General features: G+C 54.6%; 24 protein-coding genes and 1 tRNA gene. 8 read left to right on the top strand and 17 right to left on the bottom strand.

The window, feature by feature from the left end; all coding sequences use genetic code 11:
• Positions 1 to 162: 162 nt before the first annotated feature.
• The 4 genes from AC13CN_RS03280 to AC13CN_RS03265 all read right to left on the bottom strand — a co-directional run bounded on the left by AC13CN_RS03280 (position 163) and on the right by AC13CN_RS03265 (position 3,719).
• Positions 163 to 897, bottom strand: coding sequence for an RNA methyltransferase (locus tag AC13CN_RS03280; RefSeq protein WP_062360679.1), 735 nt, complete (start codon positions 895 to 897; stop codon positions 163 to 165).
• Between the two features lie 110 nt (positions 898 to 1,007).
• Positions 1,008 to 2,651, bottom strand: coding sequence for a chaperonin GroEL (gene groL, locus AC13CN_RS03275; RefSeq protein ID WP_062360682.1), 1,644 nt, complete (start codon positions 2,649 to 2,651; stop codon positions 1,008 to 1,010).
• 56 nt (positions 2,652 to 2,707) lie between these two features.
• Positions 2,708 to 3,001 (bottom strand): co-chaperone GroES, encoded by a 294-nt coding sequence (locus AC13CN_RS03270; RefSeq protein ID WP_044628009.1) that lies wholly within the window; start codon positions 2,999 to 3,001, stop codon positions 2,708 to 2,710.
• 229 nt (positions 3,002 to 3,230) lie between these two features.
• The gene (locus AC13CN_RS03265) at positions 3,231 to 3,719 is read right to left on the bottom strand and encodes an FxsA family protein (RefSeq protein ID WP_044628008.1); all 489 of its coding nucleotides are present in this window, start codon (positions 3,717 to 3,719) and stop codon (positions 3,231 to 3,233) included.
• Positions 3,720 to 3,917: 198 nt separating this feature from the next.
• On the opposite strand from AC13CN_RS03265, the gene AC13CN_RS03260 reads away from it, so the two are divergent.
• Positions 3,918 to 4,679 (top strand): SDR family oxidoreductase, encoded by a 762-nt coding sequence (locus AC13CN_RS03260; RefSeq protein ID WP_074210646.1) that lies wholly within the window; start codon positions 3,918 to 3,920, stop codon positions 4,677 to 4,679.
• A gap of 70 nt (positions 4,680 to 4,749) precedes the next feature.
• Here the strand turns inward: AC13CN_RS03260 and AC13CN_RS03255 are convergent, their stop codons facing one another.
• Both AC13CN_RS03255 and AC13CN_RS03250 read right to left on the bottom strand, forming a co-directional pair.
• Positions 4,750 to 5,742, bottom strand: coding sequence for a hypothetical protein (locus AC13CN_RS03255; protein WP_483052987.1), 993 nt, complete (start codon positions 5,740 to 5,742; stop codon positions 4,750 to 4,752).
• A 269-nt stretch (positions 5,743 to 6,011) separates the two neighbouring features.
• Positions 6,012 to 6,096, bottom strand: a tRNA-Leu gene (locus tag AC13CN_RS03250).
• 91 nt (positions 6,097 to 6,187) lie between these two features.
• Between AC13CN_RS03250 and AC13CN_RS03245 the strand changes: the two genes are divergently transcribed.
• Both AC13CN_RS03245 and AC13CN_RS03240 read left to right on the top strand, forming a co-directional pair.
• The gene (locus AC13CN_RS03245; protein ID WP_474354271.1) at positions 6,188 to 6,889 is read left to right on the top strand and encodes a double zinc ribbon domain-containing protein; all 702 of its coding nucleotides are present in this window, start codon (positions 6,188 to 6,190) and stop codon (positions 6,887 to 6,889) included.
• A 31-nt stretch (positions 6,890 to 6,920) separates the two neighbouring features.
• Positions 6,921 to 7,895: a serine/threonine protein kinase gene (locus AC13CN_RS03240; protein WP_044628004.1), complete on the top strand. Its 975-nt coding sequence runs from the start codon at positions 6,921 to 6,923 to the stop codon at positions 7,893 to 7,895.
• 89 nt (positions 7,896 to 7,984) lie between these two features.
• Here the strand turns inward: AC13CN_RS03240 and AC13CN_RS03235 are convergent, their stop codons facing one another.
• Complete coding sequence (locus AC13CN_RS03235) at positions 7,985 to 8,578, bottom strand: hypothetical protein (RefSeq protein ID WP_228219779.1); 594 nt, start codon at positions 8,576 to 8,578, stop codon at positions 7,985 to 7,987.
• Between the two features lie 343 nt (positions 8,579 to 8,921).
• On the opposite strand from AC13CN_RS03235, the gene folE reads away from it, so the two are divergent.
• Positions 8,922 to 9,473 (top strand): GTP cyclohydrolase I FolE, encoded by a 552-nt coding sequence (folE, locus tag AC13CN_RS03230; protein WP_044628002.1) that lies wholly within the window; start codon positions 8,922 to 8,924, stop codon positions 9,471 to 9,473.
• A gap of 113 nt (positions 9,474 to 9,586) precedes the next feature.
• The gene (locus tag AC13CN_RS03225; protein WP_062374395.1) at positions 9,587 to 11,047 is read left to right on the top strand and encodes an NAD-dependent succinate-semialdehyde dehydrogenase; all 1,461 of its coding nucleotides are present in this window, start codon (positions 9,587 to 9,589) and stop codon (positions 11,045 to 11,047) included.
• 74 nt (positions 11,048 to 11,121) lie between these two features.
• Here AC13CN_RS03225 and purH read toward each other — a convergent pair whose 3' ends face one another.
• The 8 genes from purH to ppa form a co-directional block, all read right to left on the bottom strand.
• Positions 11,122 to 12,702 carry a bifunctional phosphoribosylaminoimidazolecarboxamide formyltransferase/IMP cyclohydrolase gene (gene purH, locus AC13CN_RS03220; RefSeq protein ID WP_253557009.1) on the bottom strand — a complete coding sequence of 527 codons (1,581 nt, stop codon included), beginning with the start codon at positions 12,700 to 12,702 and terminating at the stop codon, positions 11,122 to 11,124.
• A 48-nt stretch (positions 12,703 to 12,750) separates the two neighbouring features.
• Positions 12,751 to 13,074 carry a DNA-binding transcriptional regulator Fis gene (gene fis / locus AC13CN_RS03215; RefSeq protein ID WP_044627999.1) on the bottom strand — a complete coding sequence of 108 codons (324 nt, stop codon included), beginning with the start codon at positions 13,072 to 13,074 and terminating at the stop codon, positions 12,751 to 12,753.
• The gene (gene dusB / locus AC13CN_RS03210) at positions 13,071 to 14,111 is read right to left on the bottom strand and encodes a tRNA dihydrouridine synthase DusB (protein ID WP_074210642.1); all 1,041 of its coding nucleotides are present in this window, start codon (positions 14,109 to 14,111) and stop codon (positions 13,071 to 13,073) included. Before dusB ends, fis begins: the two co-directional genes overlap by 4 nt.
• Positions 14,112 to 14,209: 98 nt before the next feature.
• Entirely contained in the window at positions 14,210 to 15,121 is a 912-nt protein-coding gene (gene prmA / locus AC13CN_RS03205; RefSeq protein ID WP_062374399.1) for a 50S ribosomal protein L11 methyltransferase, read from the bottom strand.
• A 136-nt stretch (positions 15,122 to 15,257) separates the two neighbouring features.
• Positions 15,258 to 16,598, bottom strand: a complete 1,341-nt coding sequence (accC, locus tag AC13CN_RS03200; RefSeq protein WP_044627997.1) for an acetyl-CoA carboxylase biotin carboxylase subunit — start codon at positions 16,596 to 16,598, stop codon at positions 15,258 to 15,260.
• Between the two features lie 30 nt (positions 16,599 to 16,628).
• The gene (gene accB, locus AC13CN_RS03195) at positions 16,629 to 17,090 is read right to left on the bottom strand and encodes an acetyl-CoA carboxylase biotin carboxyl carrier protein (RefSeq protein WP_044627996.1); all 462 of its coding nucleotides are present in this window, start codon (positions 17,088 to 17,090) and stop codon (positions 16,629 to 16,631) included.
• 332 nt (positions 17,091 to 17,422) lie between these two features.
• On the bottom strand, positions 17,423 to 19,300 hold the full coding sequence (gene dsbD / locus AC13CN_RS03190) for a protein-disulfide reductase DsbD (RefSeq protein ID WP_044627995.1): 1,878 nt from the start codon (positions 19,298 to 19,300) through the stop codon (positions 17,423 to 17,425).
• A gap of 173 nt (positions 19,301 to 19,473) precedes the next feature.
• Positions 19,474 to 20,004, bottom strand: a complete 531-nt coding sequence (ppa, locus tag AC13CN_RS03185) for an inorganic diphosphatase (protein WP_044627994.1) — start codon at positions 20,002 to 20,004, stop codon at positions 19,474 to 19,476.
• Between the two features lie 350 nt (positions 20,005 to 20,354).
• Between ppa and AC13CN_RS03180 the strand changes: the two genes are divergently transcribed.
• A complete protein-coding gene (locus tag AC13CN_RS03180) occupies positions 20,355 to 22,070 on the top strand; it encodes a bifunctional protein-serine/threonine kinase/phosphatase (protein WP_137092892.1) in 1,716 nt (571 codons plus the stop codon).
• Between the two features lie 108 nt (positions 22,071 to 22,178).
• On the opposite strand, the gene AC13CN_RS03175 is transcribed toward AC13CN_RS03180, so the two are convergent.
• Together AC13CN_RS03175 and rnt are read right to left on the bottom strand one after the other, a co-directional pair.
• The gene (locus AC13CN_RS03175; RefSeq protein WP_044627992.1) at positions 22,179 to 23,438 is read right to left on the bottom strand and encodes a 6-phosphofructokinase; all 1,260 of its coding nucleotides are present in this window, start codon (positions 23,436 to 23,438) and stop codon (positions 22,179 to 22,181) included.
• 212 nt (positions 23,439 to 23,650) lie between these two features.
• Complete coding sequence (gene rnt, locus AC13CN_RS03170) at positions 23,651 to 24,322, bottom strand: ribonuclease T (RefSeq protein ID WP_044627990.1); 672 nt, start codon at positions 24,320 to 24,322, stop codon at positions 23,651 to 23,653.
• 212 nt (positions 24,323 to 24,534) lie between these two features.
• Here rnt and AC13CN_RS03165 point away from each other — a divergent pair, with 212 nt between their 5' ends.
• A complete protein-coding gene (locus AC13CN_RS03165) occupies positions 24,535 to 25,755 on the top strand; it encodes an argininosuccinate synthase (protein WP_044627989.1) in 1,221 nt (406 codons plus the stop codon).
• A gap of 51 nt (positions 25,756 to 25,806) precedes the next feature.
• Complete coding sequence (locus AC13CN_RS03160; protein WP_044627988.1) at positions 25,807 to 26,139, top strand: HlyU family transcriptional regulator; 333 nt, start codon at positions 25,807 to 25,809, stop codon at positions 26,137 to 26,139.
• Positions 26,140 to 26,153 lie beyond the last annotated feature (14 nt).

Raw genomic sequence — 26,153 nt, 5'->3', positions numbered from 1 at the left:
GGTTATTGGATCTGACCAGGGTCAGAACCGGCATCACTGTCCCCGAATTCGGGGTAAGTTAATGGCATGAGCCGTATACGTGGTCCGTATGTACGGTTCTGTGAGAGGGATGAGGCGGAGACGCCTCACCCTACTCGCTGTCTGGCGGTTGGCGTGCGCTGCTTACTGTTTGGGCAGGTGTGCCTCGAAGGCGCTCAGTAGTCCACGGAGTAGCGATAATTCCTTGCGGCTTGGCTGGGCACGTGAGAACAGTGCCTGCAACTGCTCTTCGGTGCGTGCGTGGGGCTGGGTCAAAAAACCGCTCTCGTGCATGAGCCGACCCAGGTGCTCCTGGAAGTAGCCAAACTGTTCGCGACTGGGCGGCGCCGCTTCCAGGGGCCGTTGATAGACGAAATCACTGTCGTCGCGCCGTCGCCAGGCGCGATGCACTTCATAGGCAAGAATCTGCACGGCTTGCGAGAGATTCAAAATGCCGTAATCCGGATTGGCCGGTATGCTGACCTGGTGGGTGCAGCAGCGGATCTCGTCATTGGTCAGGCCGGAACGCTCGCGGCCAAACACCAGCGCCACGGGGGCTTGATGGGCATTGACGATGACCTGGTGTGCCATGTCGTCCGGTTCGTCGAAGTGGGGGAGCGGCATGCTGCGTAATCGGGCACTGGCCCCGACCACTTGAACGCAGTCCTGCAGGGCGTCTTCCAGGGTGCTGACGCAGCGTGCGTTGTCCAGCACATCGGTAGCGCCCGCCGCCAGTCGAGTGGCCTCTTCGTCAGGAAAAGCACGTGGGTTGACCAGCACCAGCTGGGTCAGGCCCATGGTTTTCATGGCGCGGGCGGTGGCGCCAATATTGCCGGGATGAAAGGTGTGTACCAGCACGATACGAATATTGGAAAGCACGGGACGTCGAACCTGAAAGCTGCCAAGAAGAAAGGGGATGGTAACACGCAAAGAACCCCGCCGAAGCGGGGTTCTGAAGGACGTTTTACGTCAGAGCGAGGTGGTGGGGCTCACATCATTCCGCCCATGCCACCCATTCCGCCCATGCCACTCATGTCCGGGGCAGCTTCTTTCTCTTCCGGGTCGTCGGCGATCATGCACTCGGTGGTGATCATCAGGCCAGCAACGGAACCAGCAGACTGCAACGCAGTGCGGGTTACTTTTGCCGGGTCGAGAACACCCATTTCGAACAGGTCGCCGTACTCGCTGGTTTGCGCGTTGTAACCGAAGTTGCCTTCACCATCTTTGACGCGATTGATGACCACAGCGGCTTCTTCGCCCGCGTTGGTGACGATCTGACGCAGCGGTGCCTGCATGGCACGCAGCGCCATGTTGATACCGTGGTTCTGATCTTCGTTGTCACCGGTCAGGCCCTGTACTTTGGCCATCACGCGAACCAGGGCAGTACCACCGCCAGGTACGACGCCTTCTTCTACGGCAGCGCGAGTCGAGTGCAGCGCATCTTCGACGCGTGCTTTCTTCTCTTTCATTTCGACTTCGGTCGCCGCACCGACGCGGATAACGGCAACGCCGCCTGCCAGTTTGGCAACGCGCTCTTGCAGCTTCTCTTTGTCGTAGTCAGAGGACGTTTCTTCGATTTGCGCGCGGATTTGGTTAACACGCGCTTCGATGTCGTCCTCGGCACCTGCGCCATCGATGATGGTGGTGTTCTCTTTGGACATGGTCATGCGCTTGGCAGTACCCAGGTGATCCAGGTTTGCCTGCTCAAGGGTCAGACCTACTTCTTCGGAGATCACGGTGCCGTTCGTCAGGATAGCGATATCCTGCAGCATGGCTTTGCGACGGTCGCCGAAGCCAGGTGCTTTGGCAGCCGCGACTTTCACGATGCCACGCATGTTGTTCACGACCAGCGTTGCCAGCGCTTCGCCTTCGATATCTTCGGCGATGATGGCCAGCGGCTTGCCTTGCTTGGCAACAGCTTCCAGCACCGGCAGCAGCTCGCGGATGTTGGAGATTTTCTTGTCGACGAGCAGGATGTATGGGTCTTCCAGCTCAACCGTCATGGTGTCTTGGTTGGTGACGAAGTAGGGCGAGAGGTAGCCACGGTCGAACTGCATGCCTTCGACGACTTCCAGCTCGTCTTCGAAGCCGCGACCTTCGTCAACGGTGATGACGCCTTCTTTACCTACTTTCTCCATCGCTTCGGCAATGATCTCGCCAATGCGCTTGTCGCCGTTGGCAGAGATGGTGCCTACCTGGGCAATGGATTTGGTGTCGGTGCAGGGTACAGACATTGCCTGGATCTCTTTCACCGCCGCAGCGACCGCTTGGTCGATGCCGCGCTTAAGATCCATCGGGTTCATACCGGCAGTAACGCCTTTCAGGCCTTCCGCGACAATCGCTTGAGCCAGAACGGTGGCGGTGGTGGTGCCGTCACCCGCAGCGTCAGAAGTTTTTGAAGCAACTTCTTTTACCATCTGGGCGCCCATGTTTTCGAACTTGTCTTTCAGTTCGATCTCTTTGGCAACCGATACACCATCTTTGGTCACAGTCGGTGCGCCAAACGACTTGTCCAGCACTACGTTGCGGCCTTTCGGGCCCAGCGTAACTTTTACGGCGTTTGCCAGAATGTCGACGCCGCGCGCCATGCGTTTACGAGCATCATCAGAAAACTTAACTTGCTTAGCTGCCATGTTCGTTACTTCCTAAATATTGAAATAGAAAAGTGAAAGTAAGTAGCCGATGCGGATTAGCCTTCAACGACGGCCAGGATATCGGCTTCGCTCATGATCAGAACTTCTTCGCCGTTGATTTTTTGCTTTTCAACGCCGTAGCCGTCTTTGAAAATCACCGTATCGCCAACTTTTACATCCAGCGGGCGCACGTCGCCGTTGTCGAGAATGCGGCCATTGCCAACAGCCAGGATTTCGCCACGCGTGGGTTTTTCCTGTGCATTACCCGGTAGCACGATGCCGCCAGCGGTTTTCTGCTCTTCTTCCACGCGACGGATCACAACGCGATCGTGCAAAGGACGGATATTCATGCTCACGTTCTCCTGAGGTTCGTCAAAGCCCAAAAAGGGCAGTTAGCTTAAAGTGATTTCCGTGGGCTAAGCCCTCGGAAAGTGAAGGCACGTTGCCTTCATGTTTATGGCGAAAGCGTAGCTTTCACCGAACCTGTGTGCTGACTCAAAAATGGGGGCTAGCCAACACCTTTCAAGGGGTGGATAAGAAAAAAATTACACAATAGCGGTTTGCAAAGGCGATAAGCACTTAGCGCCGGCGGGGTGTATCGTCGCCGCTAATAAACTCTCCCTCAATTGGGCCGTTTTGCGTGTTGGAATAGTCGCGCTGAGTGTTCTGCTCCCAGCCTGAAGAGCCGCTCTGGTAAGTGTGTTGCTTGGCTGTTGCGGTTTTGAGCCCCGCCCAGGTCAGCGCTTTCATCAGCAACTGGCGCGCATTGGGTATGAGGCAGGCAATGCCCAGTGCATCCGATAGAAACCCCGGGGCGAGCAAAAGCGCCCCACCAAAGATTAGCGCAGCTCCAGTAAGCAGCTCTTGGGAAGGTATTTCACCCATCTGCATGCGCTGGCGTGCGCGGGCAAAAGTAGAAACGCCTTCCTTGCGAATGAGGTAAAGCCCGATAAAGCCTGTGCCTAGCACTAATAAAAGCGTGGTTAGCAGGCCTATTTGGCCGCCGATGGTAAAAAGCAGCACAAAGTCCAGTAGAGTGAACAGCGAAATAAAGAGAAGAATAGGCATGGACGACTCCAAAACAGGCGTAATCGTTGAATATGGTGACAGAAATATAAAAAACAAGCAGCAAGTGTGGTTTGGCAAGCCAAAGGCTGCTCGATATTTTAAACTGGCTCTTATATGCTGCGGTGCACAAATGTGGGTGAGAGAGTGCGTGTTGTTGGTACTCGCTAGCTGTCAGCACGCTTGCTTAAGGAGAAAGAGATGCAATTAGATAAAAAAGTGGTGGCGATTACCGGTGGTGCCCGTGGATTAGGGTTTGCCATTGCCAAGCGGTTAGGCAAGCGGGGTGCTCAGATTGCCCTCGTTGATATGAGTGCAGAGGCTTTAGATGGCGCGGTCTCTGCGCTTGGTTCTGAGGGCGTATCTGCCCATGCATTTGTTGCTAATGTGGCAGACGAGCAATCGGTTCAGCATGTCTTCGCTGATATCGCCCAGCGCTTGGGGCCTGTCAGTGGCTGTGTGAATAATGCAGGCATTACTGACGATGGGATGTTGATTAAAGCGAAAGGTGGCGTTGTAGAAAAGCGCATGTCGCTCGCTTCATGGCAGCGTGTGCTGGACGTTAACCTAACAGGTGTATTCCTATGTGGGCGTGAAGCGGCGACGCACATGGTCGAGGCTGGGCACGAAGGCGTTATCGTCAATATTTCTAGTATTTCCCGTGCGGGTAATATGGGGCAAAGTAACTACGCAGCGGCAAAGGCGGGGGTACATGCGCTAACGGTGACATGGGGGAAAGAGCTGGCGCGCTATGGAATTCGCACCGGTACAGTGGCGCCAGGGTTTATCGAGACTGAGATGACTGCCTCAATGCGCCCAGACATGCTGGAAAGAATTGCCGCCAGCGTTCCATTAAAGCATTTAGGTGAGCCTGACCATATTGCTCAAAGCGTGGCGTTTGTGTTTGATAACGACTACTTCACTGCACGTATTATTGAATGCGACGGTGGTTTGCGGCTTTAACCAAAAAGCGATGAGCATTGGCCATATAGTGCGCTGATGCTCATCGGCTAGGGGGTTGTGTTAAGCAGCGCTAAAACTCAAAGTAGTCCCGCTGAATTGCCCGCTGAAAGTACATTTCTAGGCGTACGGTCATTGCCCAGCGCGGGTCGTAGCTATCTTCACGCTGGAAATGCAGTTCAGGAATCACATCGCCAAACAGAATCCCTTTATGAAGATCGCGACGGTAGCGCGTCTGTAGGTAGTAATTGGTCATGCGCGGGTTAGAAGCGCTTTCACCAATCGCAATGGCAGAGTAGCGCATGGCGCTGCGGTCATTTGGTCGCTGATTCAGCTCAGCCACTTCGCTATATTCTAAGGTGTCTTCTTCTTCGCGCCATTGAACCGTGGTAATGAAGCGTAGATGGCGATTTTCCGATAGCGGTCGGCCCATGTCCCAAGTAGTACGCGCTGAGTAACCATCATTATTAAACCAGGATACTCGGTTGAAAGACTCTAACTGCCAGGGGCCGTCGCCAATATCCCAAAGCCGCTCACTGGTAAAGCGTACGTAAGGGTCCAGAGGCATGCGAAGGCGAATACCCGCGCCAATTCGGTTGCTCCAGTTTTCGCGCTTATCACGGCTCTCTAGCCAGTCCAGGCCAAAGGTGGAGGTGCTGCGGTCACGCTGGTCGTTATAGAGGCGGCCGGAGCCTTGATCTGTCAACGTGCCTTGTGATTCTTCGGGGTCGCTTTCAATGACTAGGCGTAGACGCTCTTCTGTCGTAGGCAAGTCGATCCGGTAGCGGACACTAATATCGCCGCTAGTGCCATCACCTTCCATCCAATCAATTTCCTGGCCAAGGCGCAGATAGGATTCATTATTGACGGTTGCGGACTCGCCGCCCCCAAAAAATGCATCAATGTTGCGAGAGGTATTGTCGACCCAGTTGCCAACGTTGGCTCGAAATGGCTCAACGCGCTCCTCTGCCCAGTCAGGTAAATCGCTATCTTCCTCAGCAGCATGACTTTGAAACGAGAGGACGGTAAGTGTGCCAAGGCAAATAAACGCAATGACGGGTTTCATAGGTCTGTCCCAAAAATTTTAATTATGCGCACTGCATTATTGTGCTTTATGCATTTCGATATCTTTGGTCCATTTCAAAACGCGTTTGCGATCTCTTCGGCTATTCATGCGCTCTGTATCGACTTTTAATGGCAGCACAGCGCGTCGTCGCTAACGTAGCGTAAAAATAGGCGCTCGTCAGCTAGTTAGAGCAGTTTGAGGGAGTTTGGAAACAAAAAAATTCGGTTAGCATGAAGCTACCGAATTATTTGAAATGATACGCTTTAAATTGGTGCGGATGGGGAGACTCGAACTCCCACACCTTGCGGCACTAGAACCTAAATCTAGCGTGTCTACCAATTCCACCACATCCGCAGAAGACGAGGCGCATATTATCAACATTTGCGCTAATGTCAAATCTTGCAGCGCTATTTTTTAACATGAGGGTAAAGGGGGACGTGAAGCGGTGAAGAAATGGATCGCGACCATTAACCAGTTGCTCAAGCAGGGGCTGCCCGGCTACTGTGCATTTTGCCTTGCTGGGCGCTCATCAAGTGCAGGGTGGTGCGATGAATGCTTTGCATTGCTCCCCTGGAATCTTCATAGCTGCGAGCAGTGTGCCGAGCCGCTGGCAGGGGTGGCTGGTAAACGGTGTAGTCACTGTCTGACGGAGCCGCCTAGCTTTACCACCACGACAGTGCCGCTTTGCTACCAAGATACGATAACTTCCTTGGTGCACGACTTTAAGTTTCATGGCTCCCCGCGTGCGGGAATGCTGCTAGTTGAGTTGATGTTATCCCGGTGCCCCAGCCAGATGGCCAGCGCATTGCTCCCTGTACCTATGTATCCTGGGCGTGCCAAAGAGCGCGGATTCAATCAGGCACAGTGGCTGGCTGAACGGCTAGGCGACCGGTTGGATCTACCGGTGATGCAGGCGCATTGTATTAAGCGTTTGCCTTCTCAGCGCTTTTTAAACCGCCGGGAGCGACAGCAAAACTTAGCAGGTGCATTTATGGTGGACACTGAGATGCCCGCGCATGTGACTATTATCGATGATGTAGTAACAACCGGTGCCACTGGCCATGCGTTAGCGACCGTACTGCTGGAACAGGGTGCCAAGCGCGTTGATATTTGGGCCGCTGCCCGTACACCGCTGCAGAAGAGTTGATAAACTAGGCAGCCCATCCAAGGAGTCATCTATGTCGCATCCGTTTAGCGCGCTTTCGCCTGATCTGGTTATGTCAGCCGTTGAGTCGATAGGTATTTGGCCTGCTGGCGAACCGTTTGCTCTCAATAGCTATGAGAATCGTGTGCTGATGTTTCGTGATGACGACGGTGGCCGCTGGATCGTGAAATTCTATCGGCCAAACCGCTGGTCAAATGAGGCTATTCAGGAAGAGCATGATTTTTTAACCGAGTTAACGCAGGCGGGCGTTTCGGTGGTGGCGCCGTGGCGCAATGGCCAAGATGTATCGTTGCATGAGTATCAGCAGTTTCGCTTTGCCTTATTCCCACAGTGCATAGGCCAAGCGCCCGAGTTAGATAACCCTGCCCATCTATTTGCCTTAGGTGAGGTGCTGGGTCAACTTCATGAAGTGGCTGCTAAAAAGCCGTTTCAGCATCGCGGAACGCTATTGCTCAGTGAAGGGGTGACCGAGGCCGAGCAGCGCGTAGTGACAAGCCCTTGGCTTAATAATCATCAAACCCGCGCCTATCAAAACGCAGTCGATAAGATTCGCCGCCAACTTGAGACAGTACATATCCCTTCTGCAAGCATGATACGTACCCATGGAGACTGCCATTTAGGCAATATACTTGGTCGCGATGAGACATTTACGCTTGTCGATTTTGATGATTGCCTGATGGCGCCCGCCATCCAAGATATATGGATGCTGCTGCCCATGGAAAATCCGCAGCTATGGCGGGCGCAACTCAGTGAGATGATAGAAGGCTATGAAGAGACAAGTCCGTTTCCCCATCAGCAAATGTCGCTTATTGAGCCATTGCGTGCTTACCGCTTAATACGTCACGCGGCGTGGCTGGTAACTCGGTGGGATGATCCTGCCTTTCCTCGGGCATTTCCCTGGCTGGCAGAAAGTGGCTATTGGGATCAGCATATTCGCCAGCTTGAGCAGCAACTACTGCACCTGGATAAGCCATTATGGTTGGCCTAATGCATCGGCTGGATTAGTTTTATCTTGTACCTTTAAAGGCGACCCTTAGTGAGATGCTCGCGAAGGGCCGCCTGGGTCTTGCAGGTTGACTACTCAGGCTGCTCTATCGGGGCTGGGTTTTCTACGCTTTGGTCAGGGTCTGGACGCTCACCAGGAATAGGGTTGCCGACACCTTCCCCATTAGCTTGGCGACGGATGGCATTAATGTCAGCCGAGGGATTGTCTTGAGCATCAATACGGACGCTTTGATCTAATGCCAAGACGAAGGGTTGTCCAGGAGTTAATGAACAGGAGCCGTCGTCGCAGGCAAGACCATACTGGCCATCTTCTGCATAGGCGCTGGCTGAAAAAGTGCCTGAGTAGATGGCGCTTTCTGAATCGTGGGCTTCAATGCAGGTTGCATCTTGGGTAGTAATACGGACGCGATCACCGTTTAATTGCGCATTGGCTACTAACAAGCAGTATTCAGGCAGTGAATGGGTGGTGCCGCTTGCTTGTTTTGGATGCAGCAGAATATCGCTGTAACGTTTTTCGCTGCTATCAAACTTCAAAGCTTCAACGACTTCAACGCCTACTTTCGCGCCGCTGGGAAGTTCCAGCGCCGACTCTTCTGCGTGCAAAGGTGATACAAAGAAAGGACCCAGCAGGGCAGTTAGCCAAAAGGGCGATGATTTAAATGACATGGCATACTCTCAACAGTGGCCCCTGCACTATTAGCAGGAAAATTGTGCTCTTATCATAGCACAGCTCAATTAGTGCCGAAGGGGGGTGCGTGTCACTCTGCCACAGCCTGCATAGGTGCGTTAAAATAGATTAATCTACTGTTAGTATTGTACATAAATTGATTGATATGTATTTTTTGTACAGGATAAAGGGTTCAGCTAGCACTCGCAAGGTAAGGCAGCTAAACGGAAGAGACCGTAAGCTACTCAGTAGTTTGCCGATAATGGAAGCTCGCTGGCGCGATAACATTGCTGCAAGGCGATTAAGTGATAGCGAATAAGCACAGTTTTGATGAGGCCTACAATGACCGACGATCTCGCCCAACACTACCGTCAAATTATTTCCGCGCTCGGTGAAAACCCTGACCGTGAAGGGCTGCGAGATACACCAAAGCGCGCAGCTAAAGCCATGCAGTTTTTAAATGCTGGTTATCATCAATCATTAGAAGAAATAGTGAATGGGGCCGTTTTTGAGTCACAGACCGATGAGATGGTGCTGGTCAAAGATATCGAGCTCTACTCCATGTGTGAGCACCATTTACTGCCTTTTATCGGCAAATGCCATATCGCCTATCTGCCGAGTGGCAGGGTGCTGGGCCTTTCCAAATTTGCTCGTATCGTCGATATGTATGCACGTCGAATGCAAATCCAAGAGAATTTAACGCGTGAAATCGCCGAGGCGGTTCAGCAGGTTACTCAGGCAAGAGGGGTGGCTGTTGTGATTGAGGCCCGCCACCTCTGCATGATGATGCGCGGTGTGGAAAAGCAAAATTCCAGTATGACCTCATCGGTTATGTTGGGAGGTTTTCGCAGTAGCCAGGCAACGCGCCAAGAATTTTTAACGCTGATCAACTGACCTGAGTGAAACTCAGCAGGTTTCATGTCAAAGGCTTGGTTAAATGCCTCGTTTCGTCTTAGCATGAACAAGTAAATGAGCCTGCAAGGCCGTCATTTGGTCAGGAGTCTGTCATGGAAGCGCTGAAAGAAACACAGCTGTATTGCCCGTTTGCCTATATTGACGGCAGTTGGGTAGCCGCCGACAGCGGTGAGCAAATCAACGTTTTGAACCCAGCCACTGGTGAGTCGGTTGGTGAGATGCCACGCCTAGGTAAGGCGGAAACCGAACGTGCCATTGATGCTGCCGATGCGGCGCTGCCGTCATGGCGGGCGTTAACCGCTCAGGAACGGGCAGACTTATTGCTCAAGTGGCATGACCTAATGCTTGAACACAAGCATGACCTTGCTCTGCTGATGACCTATGAGCAGGGCAAGCCAGTAAGAGAAGCAGAAGGTGAAATTGCCTACGCCGCGAGCTTCTTACGCTGGTTTGCTGAAGAAGCTCGCCGTGTTTATGGTGAAACCATTCCTGCCGCCAATGCTAATCAGCGTATTGTGGTGACGAAACAGCCGGTAGGCGTTGTTGGCGCGATTACGCCGTGGAACTTTCCCGCTGCGATGATTACTCGTAAAGCAGGGGCGGCACTGGCTGCTGGCTGTACCATCGTGGTGAAGCCCGCCAGTCAAACGCCTTTTTCCGCCACTGCGCTGGCGTTACTCGCCGAACGTGCTGGCATTCCCCGTGGGGTTTTCAATGTGGTGCCAGGCAGTGCGTCTGACATCGCGAAAGCGCTTACAGAATCTCCCAAAGTCCGTAAGATCACCTTCACGGGCTCGACGGAGGTGGGGCGCACTCTGATGGCTCAGGCCGCTGAGCATATCCAGAAAATTTCTTTGGAACTGGGGGGCAATGCGCCGTTTATCGTTTTTGAAGATGCGGATTTAGACGCGGCTGTTGAAGGTGCCATGGCGGCTAAATTCCGTAACGCCGGGCAAACCTGTGTATGTACTAACCGCTTTCTGGTGCAGTCCAGCGTCATTAACGCGTTTTGTGAAAAGCTTGCCGTTGCAATGAACAGCGAGCTAAAGGTGGGGAATGGAACAGAGCCAAATATTAATATTGGCCCGCTTATTGACGAGAATGCTGTTAAGAAAGTCAGTGAGCACGTTCAAGATGCCATTGATAACGGTGCGGAGCTGCTTCTGGGTGGACACCCGCACCCCTTGGGTGGCAACTATTTCACACCAACGCTGATCAGCTTTGCTACCGATGCAATGAAAGTGGCCCACGAAGAGACGTTTGGCCCGCTGGCAGCCGTTTTCCCCTTTGATGACGAAGAGACCGCCATTGAGATGGCCAATGACACCCAGTACGGCTTGGCTTCTTACTTCTACTCTCGCGATTTGGCTCGCGTGTGGCGCGTAGCGGAGGCGTTGGAGTATGGCATGGTGGGCATTAACACCGGGCTTATTTCCAATGCGGCGGCACCCTTTGGCGGGGTGAAAGCGTCGGGTCTTGGCCGTGAAGGTGGCCATCAAGGCTTGGAAGAGTATCTGGAAACGAAATACCTGTGCATTGATCTTGGCAAGTAACACGTCCTAGACCGAAAAAGCCCTCACTTGAAGCAAGTGAGGGCTTTTTTTAATGCAGGAGGTTTATCCGCTGATTAGTGGCGGAAGTGGCGCATGCCGGTAAATACCATGGCCATGCCCGCTTCGTTAGCGGCATCAATCACTTCCTGGTCGCGCATGGAGCCGCCAGGCTGGATAACCGCCGTAATGCCCGCTGCTGCGGCGGCATCGATGCCGTCTCGGAAGGGGAAGAAGGCGTCAGAAGCCATCACTGAACCAGGAACGGAAAGCCCTTCATCTGCCGCTTTAATGCCGGCAATTTTAGCCGAGTAAACCCGGCTCATTTGGCCTGCGCCTACGCCAATCGTTTGGCCTGCTTTGGCGTAAACAATCGCATTGGATTTCACGAACTTTGCTACTCGCCATGCAAAGGCAAGGTCGCGCAGTTCTTCTTCAGACGGAGCGCGTTCGCTTACCACGGTAAGCTCATCTTCAGTGACCATGCCTTGATCACGATCTTGTACCAGCAGGCCGCCATTCACGCGTTTGAAGTCAAACGCAGGCTGCGCCGTACCGGGCCAATGAGCGCTTACGTCCAGTAGGCGCACGTTCTGCTTCTCGGCCACAATGGCGACTGCGTCGTCGCTGACCCCTGGAGCGATAATGACTTCGACAAACTGGCGGTCAATAATCGCGCGTGCAGTCTTGGCATCCAGCGGTACATTGAAGGCGATAATGCCGCCAAAGGCGCTGGTCGGGTCGGTCGCGAAAGCTTTCTCGTAAGCTTCCAGAGCCGTTGCGCCCACGGCAACGCCGCAAGGGTTGGCGTGCTTGACGATGACACAGGCGGTATTCTCAAAGGCTTTTACGCACTCAAACGCCGCGTCAGTGTCAGCCACGTTATTGAAAGAGAGCGGTTTGCCTTGAAGCGTTTTGGCCGTAGCAACGCTTGGCTCGCTGGCGGCGGGGTCCACATAGAAAGCCGCTTTCTGATGCGGGTTTTCACCGTAACGCATGTCCTGCTTTTTATGCAGCTGCAGGTTGAAGGTGCGGGCAAAGGTGGCGTCTTCGCTGGCTACCTGACGACCAAGATAGTCGGCGATGGCGCCGTCGTAACCAGCGGTATGCTCAAACGCTTTAACGGCTAGATCAAAACGGGTGGCGGCGCTCACTTGGCCAGAGTGGTTATTAAGTTCGCCCAGTACCCGGTCGTAGTCGCTGGCGTTAACCACAATCGTAGTATACGCGTGGTTTTTGGCGCAGGCACGTACCATGGTGGGGCCACCGATATCGATATTCTCGATGGCGTCTTCCAGCGTGCAGTCTGGCTTGGCGACCGTGTCGGCAAAGGGGTAAAGATTCACCACCACCATGTCGATTGGTGAGATGTCATTCTCCGCCATGACAGCGTCGTCCTGGCCGCGGCGTGCCAAAATGCCGCCGTGAATTTTTGGATGCAGCGTTTTAACGCGTCCATCCATAATCTCTGGAAAACCGGTGTGCTCAGATACTTCCTTAACCGCAATACTGTTCTCTTGCAGTAAGCGGAAGGTGCCGCCAGTGGATAGCAGCTCGACGCCATGTTCGGCGAGGCCGCGGGCAAACTCTACGATGCCAGTTTTATCGGATACGCTCAGCAGGGCGCGGCGAACGGGGGTAGCGGTACTATCGGCCATAAGGGTGCTCATCGTGTGCAGGTCGGAGTTTAAAACAACAACGCCCCTTTAAGGGGCGTCACTTTCAATTAATCCATACAGCTTAAGCTTTTTGCGCAGCGTGCCACGGTTTAAACCAAGCACATCCGCCGCGCGCGTTTGGTTGCCATCGGTGTGTTCCATTACACATGCCAACAGAGGAGCTTCCACCTCTGCCATCACCATGGCATACAAATCGGTAGTTTGGCTGCCATCGAGATGTTCGAAGTAGCGGCGCATTGCCATCTCAACCGCTTCTCTTAGCGGCTGTGGCTGGGCACTGTCGGAAGGGTCTGCTAGCGTGCCAGAGAGATGGGAGGAGCGTTCGCTGGAGAGCAGGTTGCGTTCAGTCATGCCGCATGGCTTCCTTTGGCTAGCAGACGCTGAGCGGCGTCGTGGGTCATGGCGTTATTAATCCAGTCAAACTGCGCTTCAGTCGAGGCAAGGGCATTAAACTGCTGCTTGAGCGCTCGCTGTTCAGCGTCTGAAAAGCGCTGGTCGTCATTGAGATACCAGCCGACATGTTTGCGTGCGATGCGTACGCCCATGGTGTCGCCATAGAACGCATGCAGTGCCTGCAGATGCTCAAGTAGTATCTGGCAGCGCTCTGTCAAACTGGGTGGTGCTAACCGTTCACCATGAGTTAAGTAGTGGGTGATCTGTTGAAAAATCCACGGATTTCCCTGAGCGCCTCGGCCTATCATTACGGCATCTGCGCCGGTATAGCGCAACACATAGGCAGCCTTTTCGGGCGACGTGATATCGCCGTTGGCAATCACCGGGATAGCAAGGTGTGACTTAACCTCAGCAATCGTGTCGTATTCAGCCTCACCAGTATAGCGCTGTTCTCGGTGACGGCCATGGACAGCCAGAGCCTGAATGCCTGCAGACTCTGCCAGTTTGGCAATGCGCAGTGCATTGTTCGACGCAGCGCACCAGCCGGTGCGTATCTTGAGCGTGACGGGAATATCCACTGCGCTCACTACGGCATCTAAAATCTCAGCAACTAGCGCTTCATCGCGCATTAGGGCAGAGCCCGCCGCCTTGTTGCAGACCTTTTTCGCTGGGCAGCCCATGTTGATGTCGATGATTTGCGCGCCAAGCTCAGCATTAAGCCGGGCGGCCTGGGCCAGCATCTCGGCATCGCCACCGGCAATTTGCACTACCCGGGGGGCGGGCTCGCCTTGATGATCCATGCGTAGCTGAGATTTACGGGTATGCCATAGCGAAGGGTCAGCGGTCACCATTTCACCCACTACCCAGCCCGCCCCTAGCCGACGGCAGAGCTGACGAAACGGGCGGTCGGTGACGCCCGCCATGGGGGCCAGCATTACCGGGTTAGGCAGTTGGTAAGGCCCAATCGCAGGTGGCGAAGTAATCATCAAGGTCATTGCGGTGCACTTTGGTAGGCATGAAATCGACGAGTAGGACGTTTCAAGGGGGCGTATGATACGCCTACTCGGCAAGGGATTGAAGGCCAATTCCGATTTTATGCGGGGCGGTGACCCGTCAAACGCACCCAGCCTTCGCGCACGGTGGGTTCATCCATATAAAGCCCTTGGGCTTCGTAGGCCTCCAGCACGTCTGAGGCTTGATTGGCCAGTATGCCGGATAGTGCAATGTGACCACCGGGCGCTACGTGGCCAGCAATCATGCTAGAAAGCTCGACCAGTGGTCCTGCCAGAATATTGGCCGTGACGATGGGGTAGGAGCCGCCTTTGAGTTGCTCAGGGTAGTAGAGCGCAAGCTGCGCCGCGCCAATAGCATTACGCTCCGCGTTTTCGCGGCTGGCTTGTAGCGCTTGTGGGTCAATATCCGTGCCGTCTGCATGGGTCGCGCCTAACTTCAGCGCCGCAATGGCGAGGATGCCTGACCCACAGCCTACATCCAGTATGGCTTTGCCCTGCAGTTCATTGCGCACAGCTAATCCGTCGAGCCACTCAAGGCAGAGCGCCGTTGTGGGGTGCGTGCCAGTTCCAAACGCCAAGCCTGGGTCAAGAATCAAGTTCACTGCGCCTGCTTCGGGCGGCTCATGCCAACTAGGAACAATCCATAGCCGTTCACCCATGCGCAGAGGGGTGAAATCATCCATCCACTCCCGCTCCCAGTCACGGTCCGCCAGCAGCTCGTATTCAATGGTCGGGCACGGCTCACCGGGCACTTGTTCGGCCCAGGTGGCTTCGATGCGGCTGAGCATCTCATCGATGCCATCAAGGTCATCGTAGAGACCCGTTAAAATGGTGTCTTGCCATAGTGGGGTCGTGCCGCGCTCGGGCTCAAAGACGGGATCGTCGTGGGCGTCCTGTAGGCCAATGGCCGTCGCGCCCTCCTCGAGCAGCAGCTCTTCGAGAAGGTCGGCTTGTTCGGGGGCGACGTGTGCTTTTAATTGCAGCCAGGGCATCGGGGGTCTCCACGGCGTTTAGAGGATAAAGGAACAAGCGAAATTGCGATATAACTAGGACAAAACAGCAGCGGGGTGGCGATGGCCACCCCGCAGAAACACCCGCCAAGCGGCAGGCGTAGTAGCAACCTATGGCTTAGCTGCTTAGTTTCTTTTCCAGGTAGTGAATATTGACACCACCCTGGCGGAAGTAGCTATCCCGCACCAGATCTTTCTGAAGGTCGATATTGGTCTTGATGCCTTCGACCAGCAGCTCATCGAGCGCGTTGCGCATGCGCGTTAAGGCAATCTCGCGGTCAGCGCCCCAGGTAATCAATTTACCAATCAGGGAGTCGTAGTGCGGCGGAACGGTATAGCCGGTGTAAAGGTGGGAGTCCATTCGAACGCCTAAGCCACCGGGTGCGTGGAACAGTGTGACTTTGCCAGGAGAGGGCATAAAGGTACGCGAATCTTCGGCATTGATACGGCACTCAAAGGAGTGACCGTTCAGCTTTACGTCTTCCTGGCGAATTGAGAGCGGCATGCCTGAAGCAATACGCAGCTGCTCTTTAACGATATCCACGCCCGTGACCATTTCTGTCACCGGGTGCTCTACCTGTACGCGGGTGTTCATTTCGATGAAGAAGAACTCACCGTCTTCGTATAGGAACTCGAACGTACCCGCACCGCGGTAGTTAATCTCGATGCACGCCTGGCGGCAGGCTTCGAGCACTTTCGCGCGGGCTTCCGGATCAATGCCGGGGGCCGGTGCTTCTTCGAGTACTTTCTGGTGGCGGCGCTGTAGCGAGCAGTCGCGGTCATACAGGTGAATAGCATTGCCCTGGCCATCAGCCAGCACCTGAACTTCTACATGGCGAGGCTTCTCGAGAAACTTCTCCATATAAACCGTGCCATCGCCAAAAGCGGCATGGGCTTCGGTGCGGGTAACGGTAATGGCGGAGAGTAGGTGGCCTTCGGTATGCACAACACGCATGCCGCGTCCACCACCACCGGCAGCCGCCTTAATGATGACTGGGTAGCCAATGCGACGTGCAGTGGCCAGGTTGGTGGCGTCATCATCACCTAGCGGGCCGTCGGAACCGGGTACTGTCGGTACGCCAGCGACCTTCATGGCTTCAATCGCGCTGACTTTATCGCCCATCAGGCGAATGGTTTCAGCGCGTGGGCCAATAAAAGTGAAGCCCGAACGCTCCACTTGCTCGGCAAAGTTGGCGTTCTCAGATAGGAAGCCATAGCCGGGATGAATGGCGCTTGAGTCAGTCACTTCAGCCGCGCTGATCAGCGCAGGGATGTTTAAGTACGATTGCGCCGAAGAGGCAGGGCCAATACAGACGGCTTCATCGGCAAGACGAACGTGCATCAGTTCGCGGTCTGCTTTGGAGTGAACCGCAACAGTTTTAATCCCTAGCTCTTTACATGCGCGTAAGATACGAAGGGCTATCTCGCCGCGGTTCGCGATAAGTACCTTGTCCAGCATGGGAGAATCCACCCGTGTTGATATGAAAGATTAAGCGAGGACGATCATCGGTTGATCAAATTCCACCGGCTCGCCATCTTCCACTAGGATGGCCTCAACCACGCCGTCGCGGTCGGCTTCAATCTGGTTCATCATTTTCATCGCTTCAACGATACACACAGTGTCGCCTTGCTTCACTGTGTCGCCTACTTCAACGAATGCTTTCGCACCTGGTGCCGGGCTGCGATAGAAGGTGCCTACCATCGGCGAGTTAACTGCTTCACCGCGATAGTTAGCGCCTTGAGGTTCGGCATCGGCGGGGGTAGTGGCCACCGGCGCTTGAGGAGCAGCAGGCGCGGGCTGCGCGTACTGAGGCATCGGTTGCGGCTGCCACGCAGTGCCGTTGGGGTGACGGCTGATACGAACCGATTCTTCACCTTCCTGAATTTCGATTTCACTGATGTTGGACTCTTCCAGCAGCTCAATCAGTTTTTTAACTTTGCGAATATCCATTCGTATAGCCCCAAAAGTTGATCAAAGTAACACGTCGTCACAGGAGAGATATGCCTGCTAGGCGCGGCGCTTTTAAGTGCAGTAAACCAAATTTAAAAATGAAGAGAACGCAGCACGATGGCGAACGTTAACCCAGACTCAGTGCTAAAAGATGGGTTTTTTAGCAAATATGGCTGTGGAGTTTGCCGAAAAAGTCACCCACTGTCCAGTAGCCGCGGTAATGTGTGTGATATTTGCGACTTAAACAACTGTTTGACGACGATCGCGACACGGCAGCTTAAAAATGTGTTCAAAGCCGGTTGCACTGTCGCAACCGACCATGAGTTCATCTTTTATCCCTGCTGCCAGCGCTTGAACGAGTCGAGATGCTGAACGAGGTCTTGAGCAGTCACTTCGCCCTGAATGCGAGCTTCGCGCACTTCCTTGCCCTGGCTAAAGAGTAGCAGGCTGGGCGGGCCAAAAAGGTTGAAATGATTGAGCAGTTCGCGACTTTGTGCATTGGTCTCTGTCACATCGACCGCGATTAGTTGAAAATCGTTCAATGCAGCGGCGACTTGAGGATCAGGATAGACCTCTCGCTCCATCAGTTTGCAGGAGATACACCACTCTGCCGTGAAGTGGGCAAACACGGGCTGCCCCGCTTGAGAGGCTTGCTCCAGCTCAGACTGTAGTGCGCTGAGACTGTCGACTTCTTCAAAGATTGGAGTGGTAGCGGCTTCCCCTGTACTAGAAGTGGTCACCGATAGCGGTCGTAATGGATTGCTGCCTCCTTGGGCGGCGCCCAACACGAGTGCTACCCCCCAGGCCAACAGCATTAACCCCGCCGTTTGCCGGGCTTTTGCCCAGCCGTGAGAGGGCGATGTATTCAGTGCGCCAAGGGTAAGGGCACTGCCGATTGCTAGGGCCGCCCACAGCAGAAGAGAGATTGATGGCGCAATTAAACGCTCAATCATCCAAATCGCTATACCTAATAACAACAGCCCGAAAGCAATTTTAACGCCATTCATCCAGCCGCCAGAGCGGGGTAGCAGCGTTGCGCCGAAGGTGCCCACAAGCAATAAAGGGAGCCCCATGCCAAGTCCAAGCGCAAACAGCACTGCGCCACCCATAATGGCGTCCCCAGTGGAAGAGATAAATACCAAGGCGCCCGCTAGCGGAGCCGTTACGCAGGGAGACACCACTAGCACTGACAGCGCACCCGCCACCGCCAAGCCCAGTGGGCCGCTGCGCTGGGCGCGGGCTTGCCAAGAGTCTACTTTGCTGGCGATTCGCGGTGACATGCGAAGGTCAAAGGCGCCAAACATTGCCAAAGCGAACAGGGTAAACAGAATGGCAAAAGTAATTAAAACGGGGGCGGACTGTAAATGTGCCTGGAGGTTGAGCCCCGCACCAAATAGCCCCATTAGCACGCCCACCAAGGCATAGGTAATGGCCATGCCGAGTACATAGCTGGCTGACAGGACAAAAGCGCGGGGCTTGGTGGGGTTCTGGCCAACCACGATGGACGACAGAATGGGAATCATAGGCAGCACACAGGGCGTAAAGGTGAGCCCAATACCCACGAGGAAAAAGAGCCCTAAGGCGAGCGGTAGGCTGGTATCACTAATCAGCGCGCTGAATTTGCTATCTTCACTTTGCGGGGCGGAGAAGCCAGCGTTCTCGCCCGATTGAGTCGCTGCGCTGCTTGGGGTAGGTTCACCCGTGCTTGTTTGATTTGGAGAGCTTTGTTCGCTCTCATACTGCCAGTTGGCAAACGTGCTGGGCGGTGACGTTTCTGCGGCTTCAAGGGTGATACGCTCAGGTGGGTAGCATAACCCCGCATCGGCGCATCCCTGAAAGGTCAGCTCGATACTGATTGGCCCGCTATAAGGGGCGCTCAGCGGAACATCAAAAACGAGCTGATCGCGAAAAACGTACACATCCCCCATAAATTGATCGGTGGTGAATGAGCCCTGTGGAATGATGGGGTCTTCTAAGTCGACCGATGCCTGCTGGCTCGTGACGTCAAGCTGGTGGCGGTACAAATAGTACTCATCGGCAATATCGACCCCGATGCTGAGCGTATCACCATCGTGCCAAGCGCTGGGCTGGAAGGCTTCCATTACCGGCAGGAAGTCGCTCTGATTGCTAGAAGAGAACCACTGCCCGTGGGCCAATAAAGGTAGCCAGCACAACAAAAAAAATAGGCTAAAACGTTGCATGAGTAACACGGAGTATCCTTACGCGTTGGTAACAGGTTGGGTGCAAAGAGGCAGGATAGCGCACCTGTTGAGATTAGCGCATTTACTGCGGTGACGTGACGCGGTGCTTCATGCTCCGTTAATGTAAACGCAAAAGGCCGCTTCTCTAAAGGCGGCCTTTGCAATCAGTGTCGTGACGCTAATTACGCTTTTTTGTAAGCTGCGGCCGACTTTTCAATGGCCTTGCGAGCGGCTTCAACGCCTTCCCAAGACTCAACTTTGACCCACTTGCCTTTTTCGAGGTCTTTGTAGTTCTCGAAGAAGTGAGCAATTTGCTGGCGCAGCAGTTCGGGGAGGTCAGTCACTTCCTGCACGTCATCATACAGCGTTGAGAGTTTCGGGTGCGGCACGCATACCAGCTTGGCGTCTTCGCCGGCTTCGTCGGTCATGTTCAGAATGCCCACCGGACGCGCGCGAATGATGCTGCCAGGCGCTACCGGATGAGGGGTCACTACCAGCGCGTCTAGCGGGTCACCGTCGTCGGCCAGCGTGTGCGGGATAAAGCCGTAGTTGGCCGGGTAGAACATGGGCGTGGCCATGAAACGGTCAACGAGGAGGGCACCCATATCTTTGTCGATTTCATACTTAATCGGCGCGTGGTTAGCAGGAATTTCGATCGCCACGTAGATATCGTTGGGCAGATCCTTTCCAGCGGGGATGTTATCAAAGTTCATCGTTGGTTCCTTGGCTTGGCTTTTCTTACCTATTGCAGAGCGCAGTAGCTAAGCAGTTGATGCATTGCATTAATGGTGAAGAATTATACGAACATGGTCGATAGATTACCAATGCGACATAGGTGTTTAGCGGCGTGGATGTTGAAGTTCATTGCGATTTAAGGGGATGTCTCATATTAGTCGGCTTGATGCACTTCCAGGCAGTCACGCGCCATGAGTAGGGTTTTTGTACCGTTCGCGACGTTTGGTGGGCATCGTTTCACTGTGCCAGCGTGTATGATAGCCCTGTGTGGTTGTGATGTTGGTGAAATGGTAGTTGCGATGGTGAGTCGTAAGCCTAGGAGGATGAGTTGGCGCACGCCCAGTTGCTAATTAGTTATGGTCAAGCGTTTGTTGCCCCGGAGCGGCGGCAGCACCGCAGCTCAATGTCGGTGCGCCTGCCGGAAGCACCGCTGTTAAAAGTGAAGGGCGGCTGTGCGGTGATTAGTGACTCGATTTCCCGCAATACCATGGCCAAGCAGGCGGGAGATTTGAGCGTGCGCGGGTTTCTTGCGGATTACTACTCGACGCCTGAACACTGGGATACCAAAACCTCGGCTACCCGTGTGCTGCGTGCTCTTAATAGTTGGTGCTACAGCCAGAGCCAGCATGTTAAAGAGGGTGGCTTTGTTTCCTCACTCTCCGCGATGGTGTTTTTGGGCCGCGAAGGGCATCTGTTCCATATGGGCGATACGCTGGTATTTCGCTTACGTGGTGCCGAGTTTGAGCAGCTCACTCGTGACCATGTGACCGACGTAGGCGGCTATCGTTATCCCTCCCGCGCTTTGGGGATGGATGGCAGCGTCGACATCGACTACACCCATCTAGCGCTTAAACAGGGCGACCTGTTCGTATTCACTACCCAGGCGGTGCGCGGCACGCTGATGCCGTCGGACTACGTGCGGCTTATTCGCCAAGACGCCAGCGATTTGGATGCCGCCTGCGAGCGTTTGGCCAGTGAGGCAAAACAGCGCGCTCAGGAGCGCGGTTACGGCGGTGATCAGTTCTGCTTCCAACTATTGCGCATTGATGAGCTACCCGAAGAAGAAACCGACCATCCTGGCATGCTCTACGGTGATCTGCCAATCCCCCCTGAATTAGCTCCTGGCGAGCGCCTTGATGGGTTAGAGGTTCAGGCCGTGCTGTCACGAAACGCCCAATCTCGCGTTTACCGAGTCCGTGATGTGCATAGCGATCGCGTGATGGTGATGAAAGCGCCCAGCCCGGAACTTTCGCTGCGTAACGCCTATTTAGAGCATTTTTTGCTGCAGCAGTGGGTGGTAGAGCGGGTGAATTCGCCCTTTGTGGTAAAAGTCATGGAACCCTCGCGCCCACGTCGCTACCTCTACTACCTCATGCAGAACGTAGAAGGTGAGACCCTGCGCCAATGGGCGGAACGCCACCCGCAAGCGAGCCTCGTCCAACGTCTCGATATTGCCAATCAGTTAGGCAAGGCAGTTCAAGCGCTGCATCACCGCGATATTATCCATCAGCAGGTTATGCCAGATAACGTGCTGATTGATCAGCATGGAAAGGTAGTGCTGGCGGATTTTAGCGCCTGCCACATGCGTGAAGTGGATGGCCATCGTCACTCAGGCGAACTGCTTCGCCAAATCGGCTTTAATGAGCACACGGCGCCAGAGTACGCCCTGGGCGACAGTGTGGGGCGACGCAGCGATCAGTACTCGCTGGCATCCACGGTTTATTGGCTGTTAACCGGAGAGCTGCCCTATACCTTGACGCCGAATAAGCTGCGCTGTCATACCGATTTAGAAGAGCTCAGCTACCGTAGCGCCCGTACCACCAACCCGGAGATTACCCCCGCGTTGGATGAAGCGCTGCGCCGAGCGCTGGACCCACAGCGGCCGCTGCGCTTTAGGCGCATGTCGGAGTTTCTTCACGCGCTACGTATCCCGTTAGGACGGATGCCTCAGCGAGAAGAGCCGCGGACGGAGTCCCGGCGCTTTTGGCAAGGCGTAGCGGGCATTTTGCTTTTGCTATTGGTGCTTTCCTGGCTGCTGCGTTAGGAAAGCGTCCAGTAGTCCACTCTATTCAGGACGGGACAATCAATTAAGAAGGGGCGATGACTGGTCATCGCCCCTTCTTCTAGGCCAGCGTTTCAGCCAGCCGAGAAGTTACAGTGTGAATTTAGGCAGCTTCTGCTCCACTTTCGCCAGCTTGAGCTTGGCGACTTTAGGCAGGCCATTCTCGAACGGCGGGAAGTCTTCGCCTTGGATCAGCGGCGAGAGGTAGTCTCGGCATGCTTGAGTAATGCCAAAGCCGTTCTCGCTGATGAAATCGCGAGGCATGAATTTCTCTTGGTTGGCAATTTGCGACAGCGGCGCAGAAATCACATCCCACTGGTAGGGGGTTTGTGAAATACGGCGGATCGCCGGCATCATGGAGTTCTTGCCTGCCAGTGCCAGCGTCACCGCTTCACGGCCCACTGCGTATGCTTGCTCAACGTCGGTTTTTGATGCTAAGTGGCGAGCCGCACGCTGTAGGTAGTCGGCCACGGCCCAGTGGTATTTGTAGCCTAAATCTTGCTTGATCATACCGGCCAGAGTGGGCGCAACGCCGCCTAGCTGGCGGTGACCGAAAGCATCGGTGTTACCCGCATCTGCCAGGAAGGTGCCGTCTTCGTAGCGCGCGCCTTCGGATACGACGATCACGCAGTAGCCGTACTTCTTAACGCTCTCATCCACTCGTGCCATGACCGCTTTACGGTTAAAGGACACTTCCGGAAAGATAATCAGGTGTGGCGGCTCGCCTTCACCTTCGCCTGCCAGTCCGCCTGCGGCGGCAATCCAGCCCGCATGGCGGCCCATCACTTCCAGCACGAACACTTTGGTGGACGTGGCGCACATGGAGGCGATATCCAGCGATGCTTCACGGGTAGACGTGGCAATGTACTTTGCGACGCTGCCAAAACCGGGGCTGTTGTCGGTAATGGGCAGGTCATTGTCGACGGTTTTAGGAACATGAATCGCGGTCAGCGGGTAACCAAGCTTTTCTGAAAGCTGTGAGACCTTTAGGCAGGTGTCGGCGCTGTCACCGCCACCGTTGTAGAAAAAATAGCGGATATCGTGCGCTTTGAAGACTTCGATCAGGCGCTCGTACTGGGCGCGGTGGGTATCAATATCCTTCAACTTGTAGCGGCACGAACCGAACGCACCGCCAGGCGTATGACGAAGTGCCGCAATGGCATCATCACTCTCTTGGGTGACATCGATCAGGTCTTCCGTCAGCGCACCAATAATGCCGTTATGGCCGGCATACACCTTGCCGATTTGGTCGGGGGCTTGCCGGCAAGCTTCGATAACGCCGCAGGCGCTGGCATTTATGACGGCGGTAACGCCACCGGACTGGGCGTAAAAGGCATTATGCTGGGCCATGGAAACGTCTCATCTCCTGAAAACGGGTGGTTTCATCGTTATTGACGGCAAGCGTTCGCTCCCTTGCTTGCCGATGCTTCACAGGCGCACTGAAAGTCGCCCTGTGAACCAAGCGCTCATAAATGACGCAAAGTTTAGCGTAAAGCTATTTCTGCTGCATTACATGCTGTTTCAAACCCGCCGCTGCGGGGGTTTTTAGCTGCCTGCGCGGATTACTCATCGCTACCGTCCAGCGCTTGTTCACGCTGGGCTAGTCGCCAGCCGCCCAAATCTTTATAGCGGTTAACCATTGCGCAAAACAGCTCAGCCGTGCGCTCGGTATCGTAACGCGCGGAGTGGGCTGCTTTGTTATCAAACTCAATGCCTGCCGCACGGCACGCTCTGGCCAGCACAGTTTGACCATACACAAACCCTGCGAGCGTCGCCGTATCAAAGCTTGAGAAGGGGTGAAACGGATTGCGTTTGATGTTGCAGCGGTTGGCTGCGGCATTCAGAAAGCCGTGGTCGAAAGCGGCATTGTGGCCGACGAGGATCGCTCGCGAGCAGCCGTGAGCTTTTAACGACTTGCGAATGGGGCGAAAGATTTCGCCCAGCGCCTCGGATTCGCTAAGCGCCACTTGGCGACGCAGCGGGTCATCCAGATTAATCCCTGTGAAGTCTAACGCCGACTGCTCGACGTTGGCGCCCTCAAAGGGGTGGATGTGATACGCATAGGTCGCGTCAGGCAGTAAATTACCGTCCGGGTCCATGGTGAGGGTGACAGCTGCAATTTCCAATACGGCGTCCGTTTGGGCATTAAACCCACCCGTCTCCAAATCAATGACAACCGGTAAATAACTGCGAAAACGCTGGGCCATCAATTCGCGGGCAATTGCCTCGCTCATGCAGCTCTCCTTAGTAAAGCGAGTAGTCGGTCAGAATCAGCGGCGAGTGTTTGCCGCTATGGTTGGGTGATTCTAGCAGCTTTACCCCTAAGGCGTCGTTGACGGTATTCGCTGAGCATTGAGAACGCTATACTGACGGTTTGAATAAACAGGTAGCGCTGGCTTAAGGGCGCTACCCTTTCTGGTGAACTGCTTTTTACAAGGAGCAAAGAATGTCCGATGTCAAAAAGGTTGTGCTGGCATATTCAGGCGGCCTGGACACATCCGTAATCGTTAAGTGGTTGCAAGAGACCTACAACTGCGAGGTAGTGACCTTTACTGCCGACATCGGTCAAGGTGAAGAAGTCGAGCCTGCTCGTGCTAAAGCGCAAGCCTTAGGCGTAAAAGAGATTTACATCGAAGACCTGCGCGAAGAGTTCGTACGCGACTACGTCTTCCCGATGTTCCGTGCGAACACTATTTATGAAGGTGAGTACCTGCTGGGCACCTCTATTGCTCGCCCGCTGATCGCCAAGCGCTTAATCGAAATTGCCAACGAGACCGGCGCAGACGCCATTTCTCACGGCGCGACCGGTAAAGGTAACGACCAGGTGCGTTTTGAGCTGGGCGGCTACGCGCTTAAGCCGGGCGTTAAAGTCATCGCGCCATGGCGCGAGTGGGATCTTACTTCCCGCGAAAAGCTGATGGCTTACTGTGAAGAGCACAATATTCCGGTGGATTTCTCTAACAAGAAGAAGAAATCTCCCTACTCCATGGATGCCAACCTGCTGCACATCTCCTACGAAGGCGGCATTCTGGAAGATCCTTGGGCCGAAGCCGAAGAAGACATGTGGCGTTGGAGCGTTTCTCCTGAAGCCGCACCAGAGCAGCCGACTTACGTTGAGCTGACGTACGAGAAAGGCGACATCGTTGCGATTGACGGCGAAGCGCTGAAGGCACATGAAGTGCTGGAGAAGCTCAACAAGCTGGGTGGCGATAACGGCATTGGCCGCCTGGATATCGTTGAGAACCGCTATGTGGGCATGAAGTCGCGTGGCTGCTATGAAACGCCAGGAGGCACGATCATGCTGCGCGCTCACCGCGCGATCGAGTCACTGACGTTAGACCGTGAAGAGGCTCACCTGAAAGATCAGCTGATGCCCAAGTATGCCGAAGTGATCTACAACGGCTATTGGTGGAGCCCTGAGCGCCGCATGCTGCAAGCTGCTATTGACGAGACGCAGAAAAATGTCTCGGGTGTTGTCCGCATGAAGCTCTACAAAGGTAACGCTACGGTAGTCGGTCGTAAATCTGAGCAGTCGCTGTTTGATGAGTCTATCGCAACGTTTGAAGACGATGCGGGTGCTTACAATCAGAAAGATGCCGAAGGCTTTATCAAGCTGAATGCGCTGCGTCTTCGTATTGCCGCGGGCAAAGGTCGTCAGCAGAGCTAACGTTCAACAGTGGCCAGCCTCAGGGCTGGCCACTGCGTAACAGGAGCCGTTATGTTTAAGAAGTTGCTTTCAGGCTTATTTGGTTCGCAGGGCGGTGGTAACACGAGTACTGGCACCAAAGCGGCTGAACCGGTGGAGTATAAAGAGTATTTAATTATCTCCCAGCCCGATAACCAAAGCGGCCAGTACCGCGTGAGCGGCTGGATACGCAAACCCGATAGCCAAGGTGGCGCACAAGAGCACCGGTTTGAGCGTTCCGATATGTTGCCGGGGCGTGAGGCTTGTGATGCACTGATGGTGTCTAAAGCGCAGCGTTACATCGACGAGGTGGGCGATGCGATGTTCGAGCCCGACCCCCGCCGCGATAGCAGCACGGCTAGCTAATTATGGGCGTCCAT

The organism is Vreelandella sp. L-25 (assembly GCF_056857535.1).
The sequence above is the reverse complement of the archived record's forward strand: the minus strand, read 5'-3'. Positions and strand labels throughout refer to the sequence as shown.

Coding starts and splice junctions, on each gene's coding strand:
- groL (WP_062360682.1), bottom strand. CDS start 2,651: ATGGCAGCTAAGCAAGTTAAGTTTTCTGATGATGCTCGTAAACGCATG.
- AC13CN_RS03270 (WP_044628009.1), bottom strand. CDS start 3,001: ATGAATATCCGTCCTTTGCACGATCGCGTTGTGATCCGTCGCGTGGAA.
- AC13CN_RS03265 (WP_044628008.1), bottom strand. CDS start 3,719: ATGCCTATTCTTCTCTTTATTTCGCTGTTCACTCTACTGGACTTTGTG.
- AC13CN_RS03260 (WP_074210646.1), top strand. CDS start 3,918: ATGCAATTAGATAAAAAAGTGGTGGCGATTACCGGTGGTGCCCGTGGA.
- AC13CN_RS03255 (WP_483052987.1), bottom strand. CDS start 5,742: ATGAAACCCGTCATTGCGTTTATTTGCCTTGGCACACTTACCGTCCTC.
- AC13CN_RS03240 (WP_044628004.1), top strand. CDS start 6,921: ATGTCGCATCCGTTTAGCGCGCTTTCGCCTGATCTGGTTATGTCAGCC.
- AC13CN_RS03235 (WP_228219779.1), bottom strand. CDS start 8,578: ATGTCATTTAAATCATCGCCCTTTTGGCTAACTGCCCTGCTGGGTCCT.
- folE (WP_044628002.1), top strand. CDS start 8,922: ATGACCGACGATCTCGCCCAACACTACCGTCAAATTATTTCCGCGCTC.
- AC13CN_RS03225 (WP_062374395.1), top strand. CDS start 9,587: ATGGAAGCGCTGAAAGAAACACAGCTGTATTGCCCGTTTGCCTATATT.
- purH (WP_253557009.1), bottom strand. CDS start 12,702: ATGGCCGATAGTACCGCTACCCCCGTTCGCCGCGCCCTGCTGAGCGTA.
- fis (WP_044627999.1), bottom strand. CDS start 13,074: ATGACTGAACGCAACCTGCTCTCCAGCGAACGCTCCTCCCATCTCTCT.
- dusB (WP_074210642.1), bottom strand. CDS start 14,111: ATGACCTTGATGATTACTTCGCCACCTGCGATTGGGCCTTACCAACTG.
- prmA (WP_062374399.1), bottom strand. CDS start 15,121: ATGCCCTGGCTGCAATTAAAAGCACACGTCGCCCCCGAACAAGCCGAC.
- accC (WP_044627997.1), bottom strand. CDS start 16,598: ATGCTGGACAAGGTACTTATCGCGAACCGCGGCGAGATAGCCCTTCGT.
- accB (WP_044627996.1), bottom strand. CDS start 17,090: ATGGATATTCGCAAAGTTAAAAAACTGATTGAGCTGCTGGAAGAGTCC.
- ppa (WP_044627994.1), bottom strand. CDS start 20,004: ATGAACTTTGATAACATCCCCGCTGGAAAGGATCTGCCCAACGATATC.
- AC13CN_RS03175 (WP_044627992.1), bottom strand. CDS start 23,438: ATGGCCCAGCATAATGCCTTTTACGCCCAGTCCGGTGGCGTTACCGCC.
- rnt (WP_044627990.1), bottom strand. CDS start 24,322: ATGAGCGAGGCAATTGCCCGCGAATTGATGGCCCAGCGTTTTCGCAGT.
- AC13CN_RS03165 (WP_044627989.1), top strand. CDS start 24,535: ATGTCCGATGTCAAAAAGGTTGTGCTGGCATATTCAGGCGGCCTGGAC.
- AC13CN_RS03160 (WP_044627988.1), top strand. CDS start 25,807: ATGTTTAAGAAGTTGCTTTCAGGCTTATTTGGTTCGCAGGGCGGTGGT.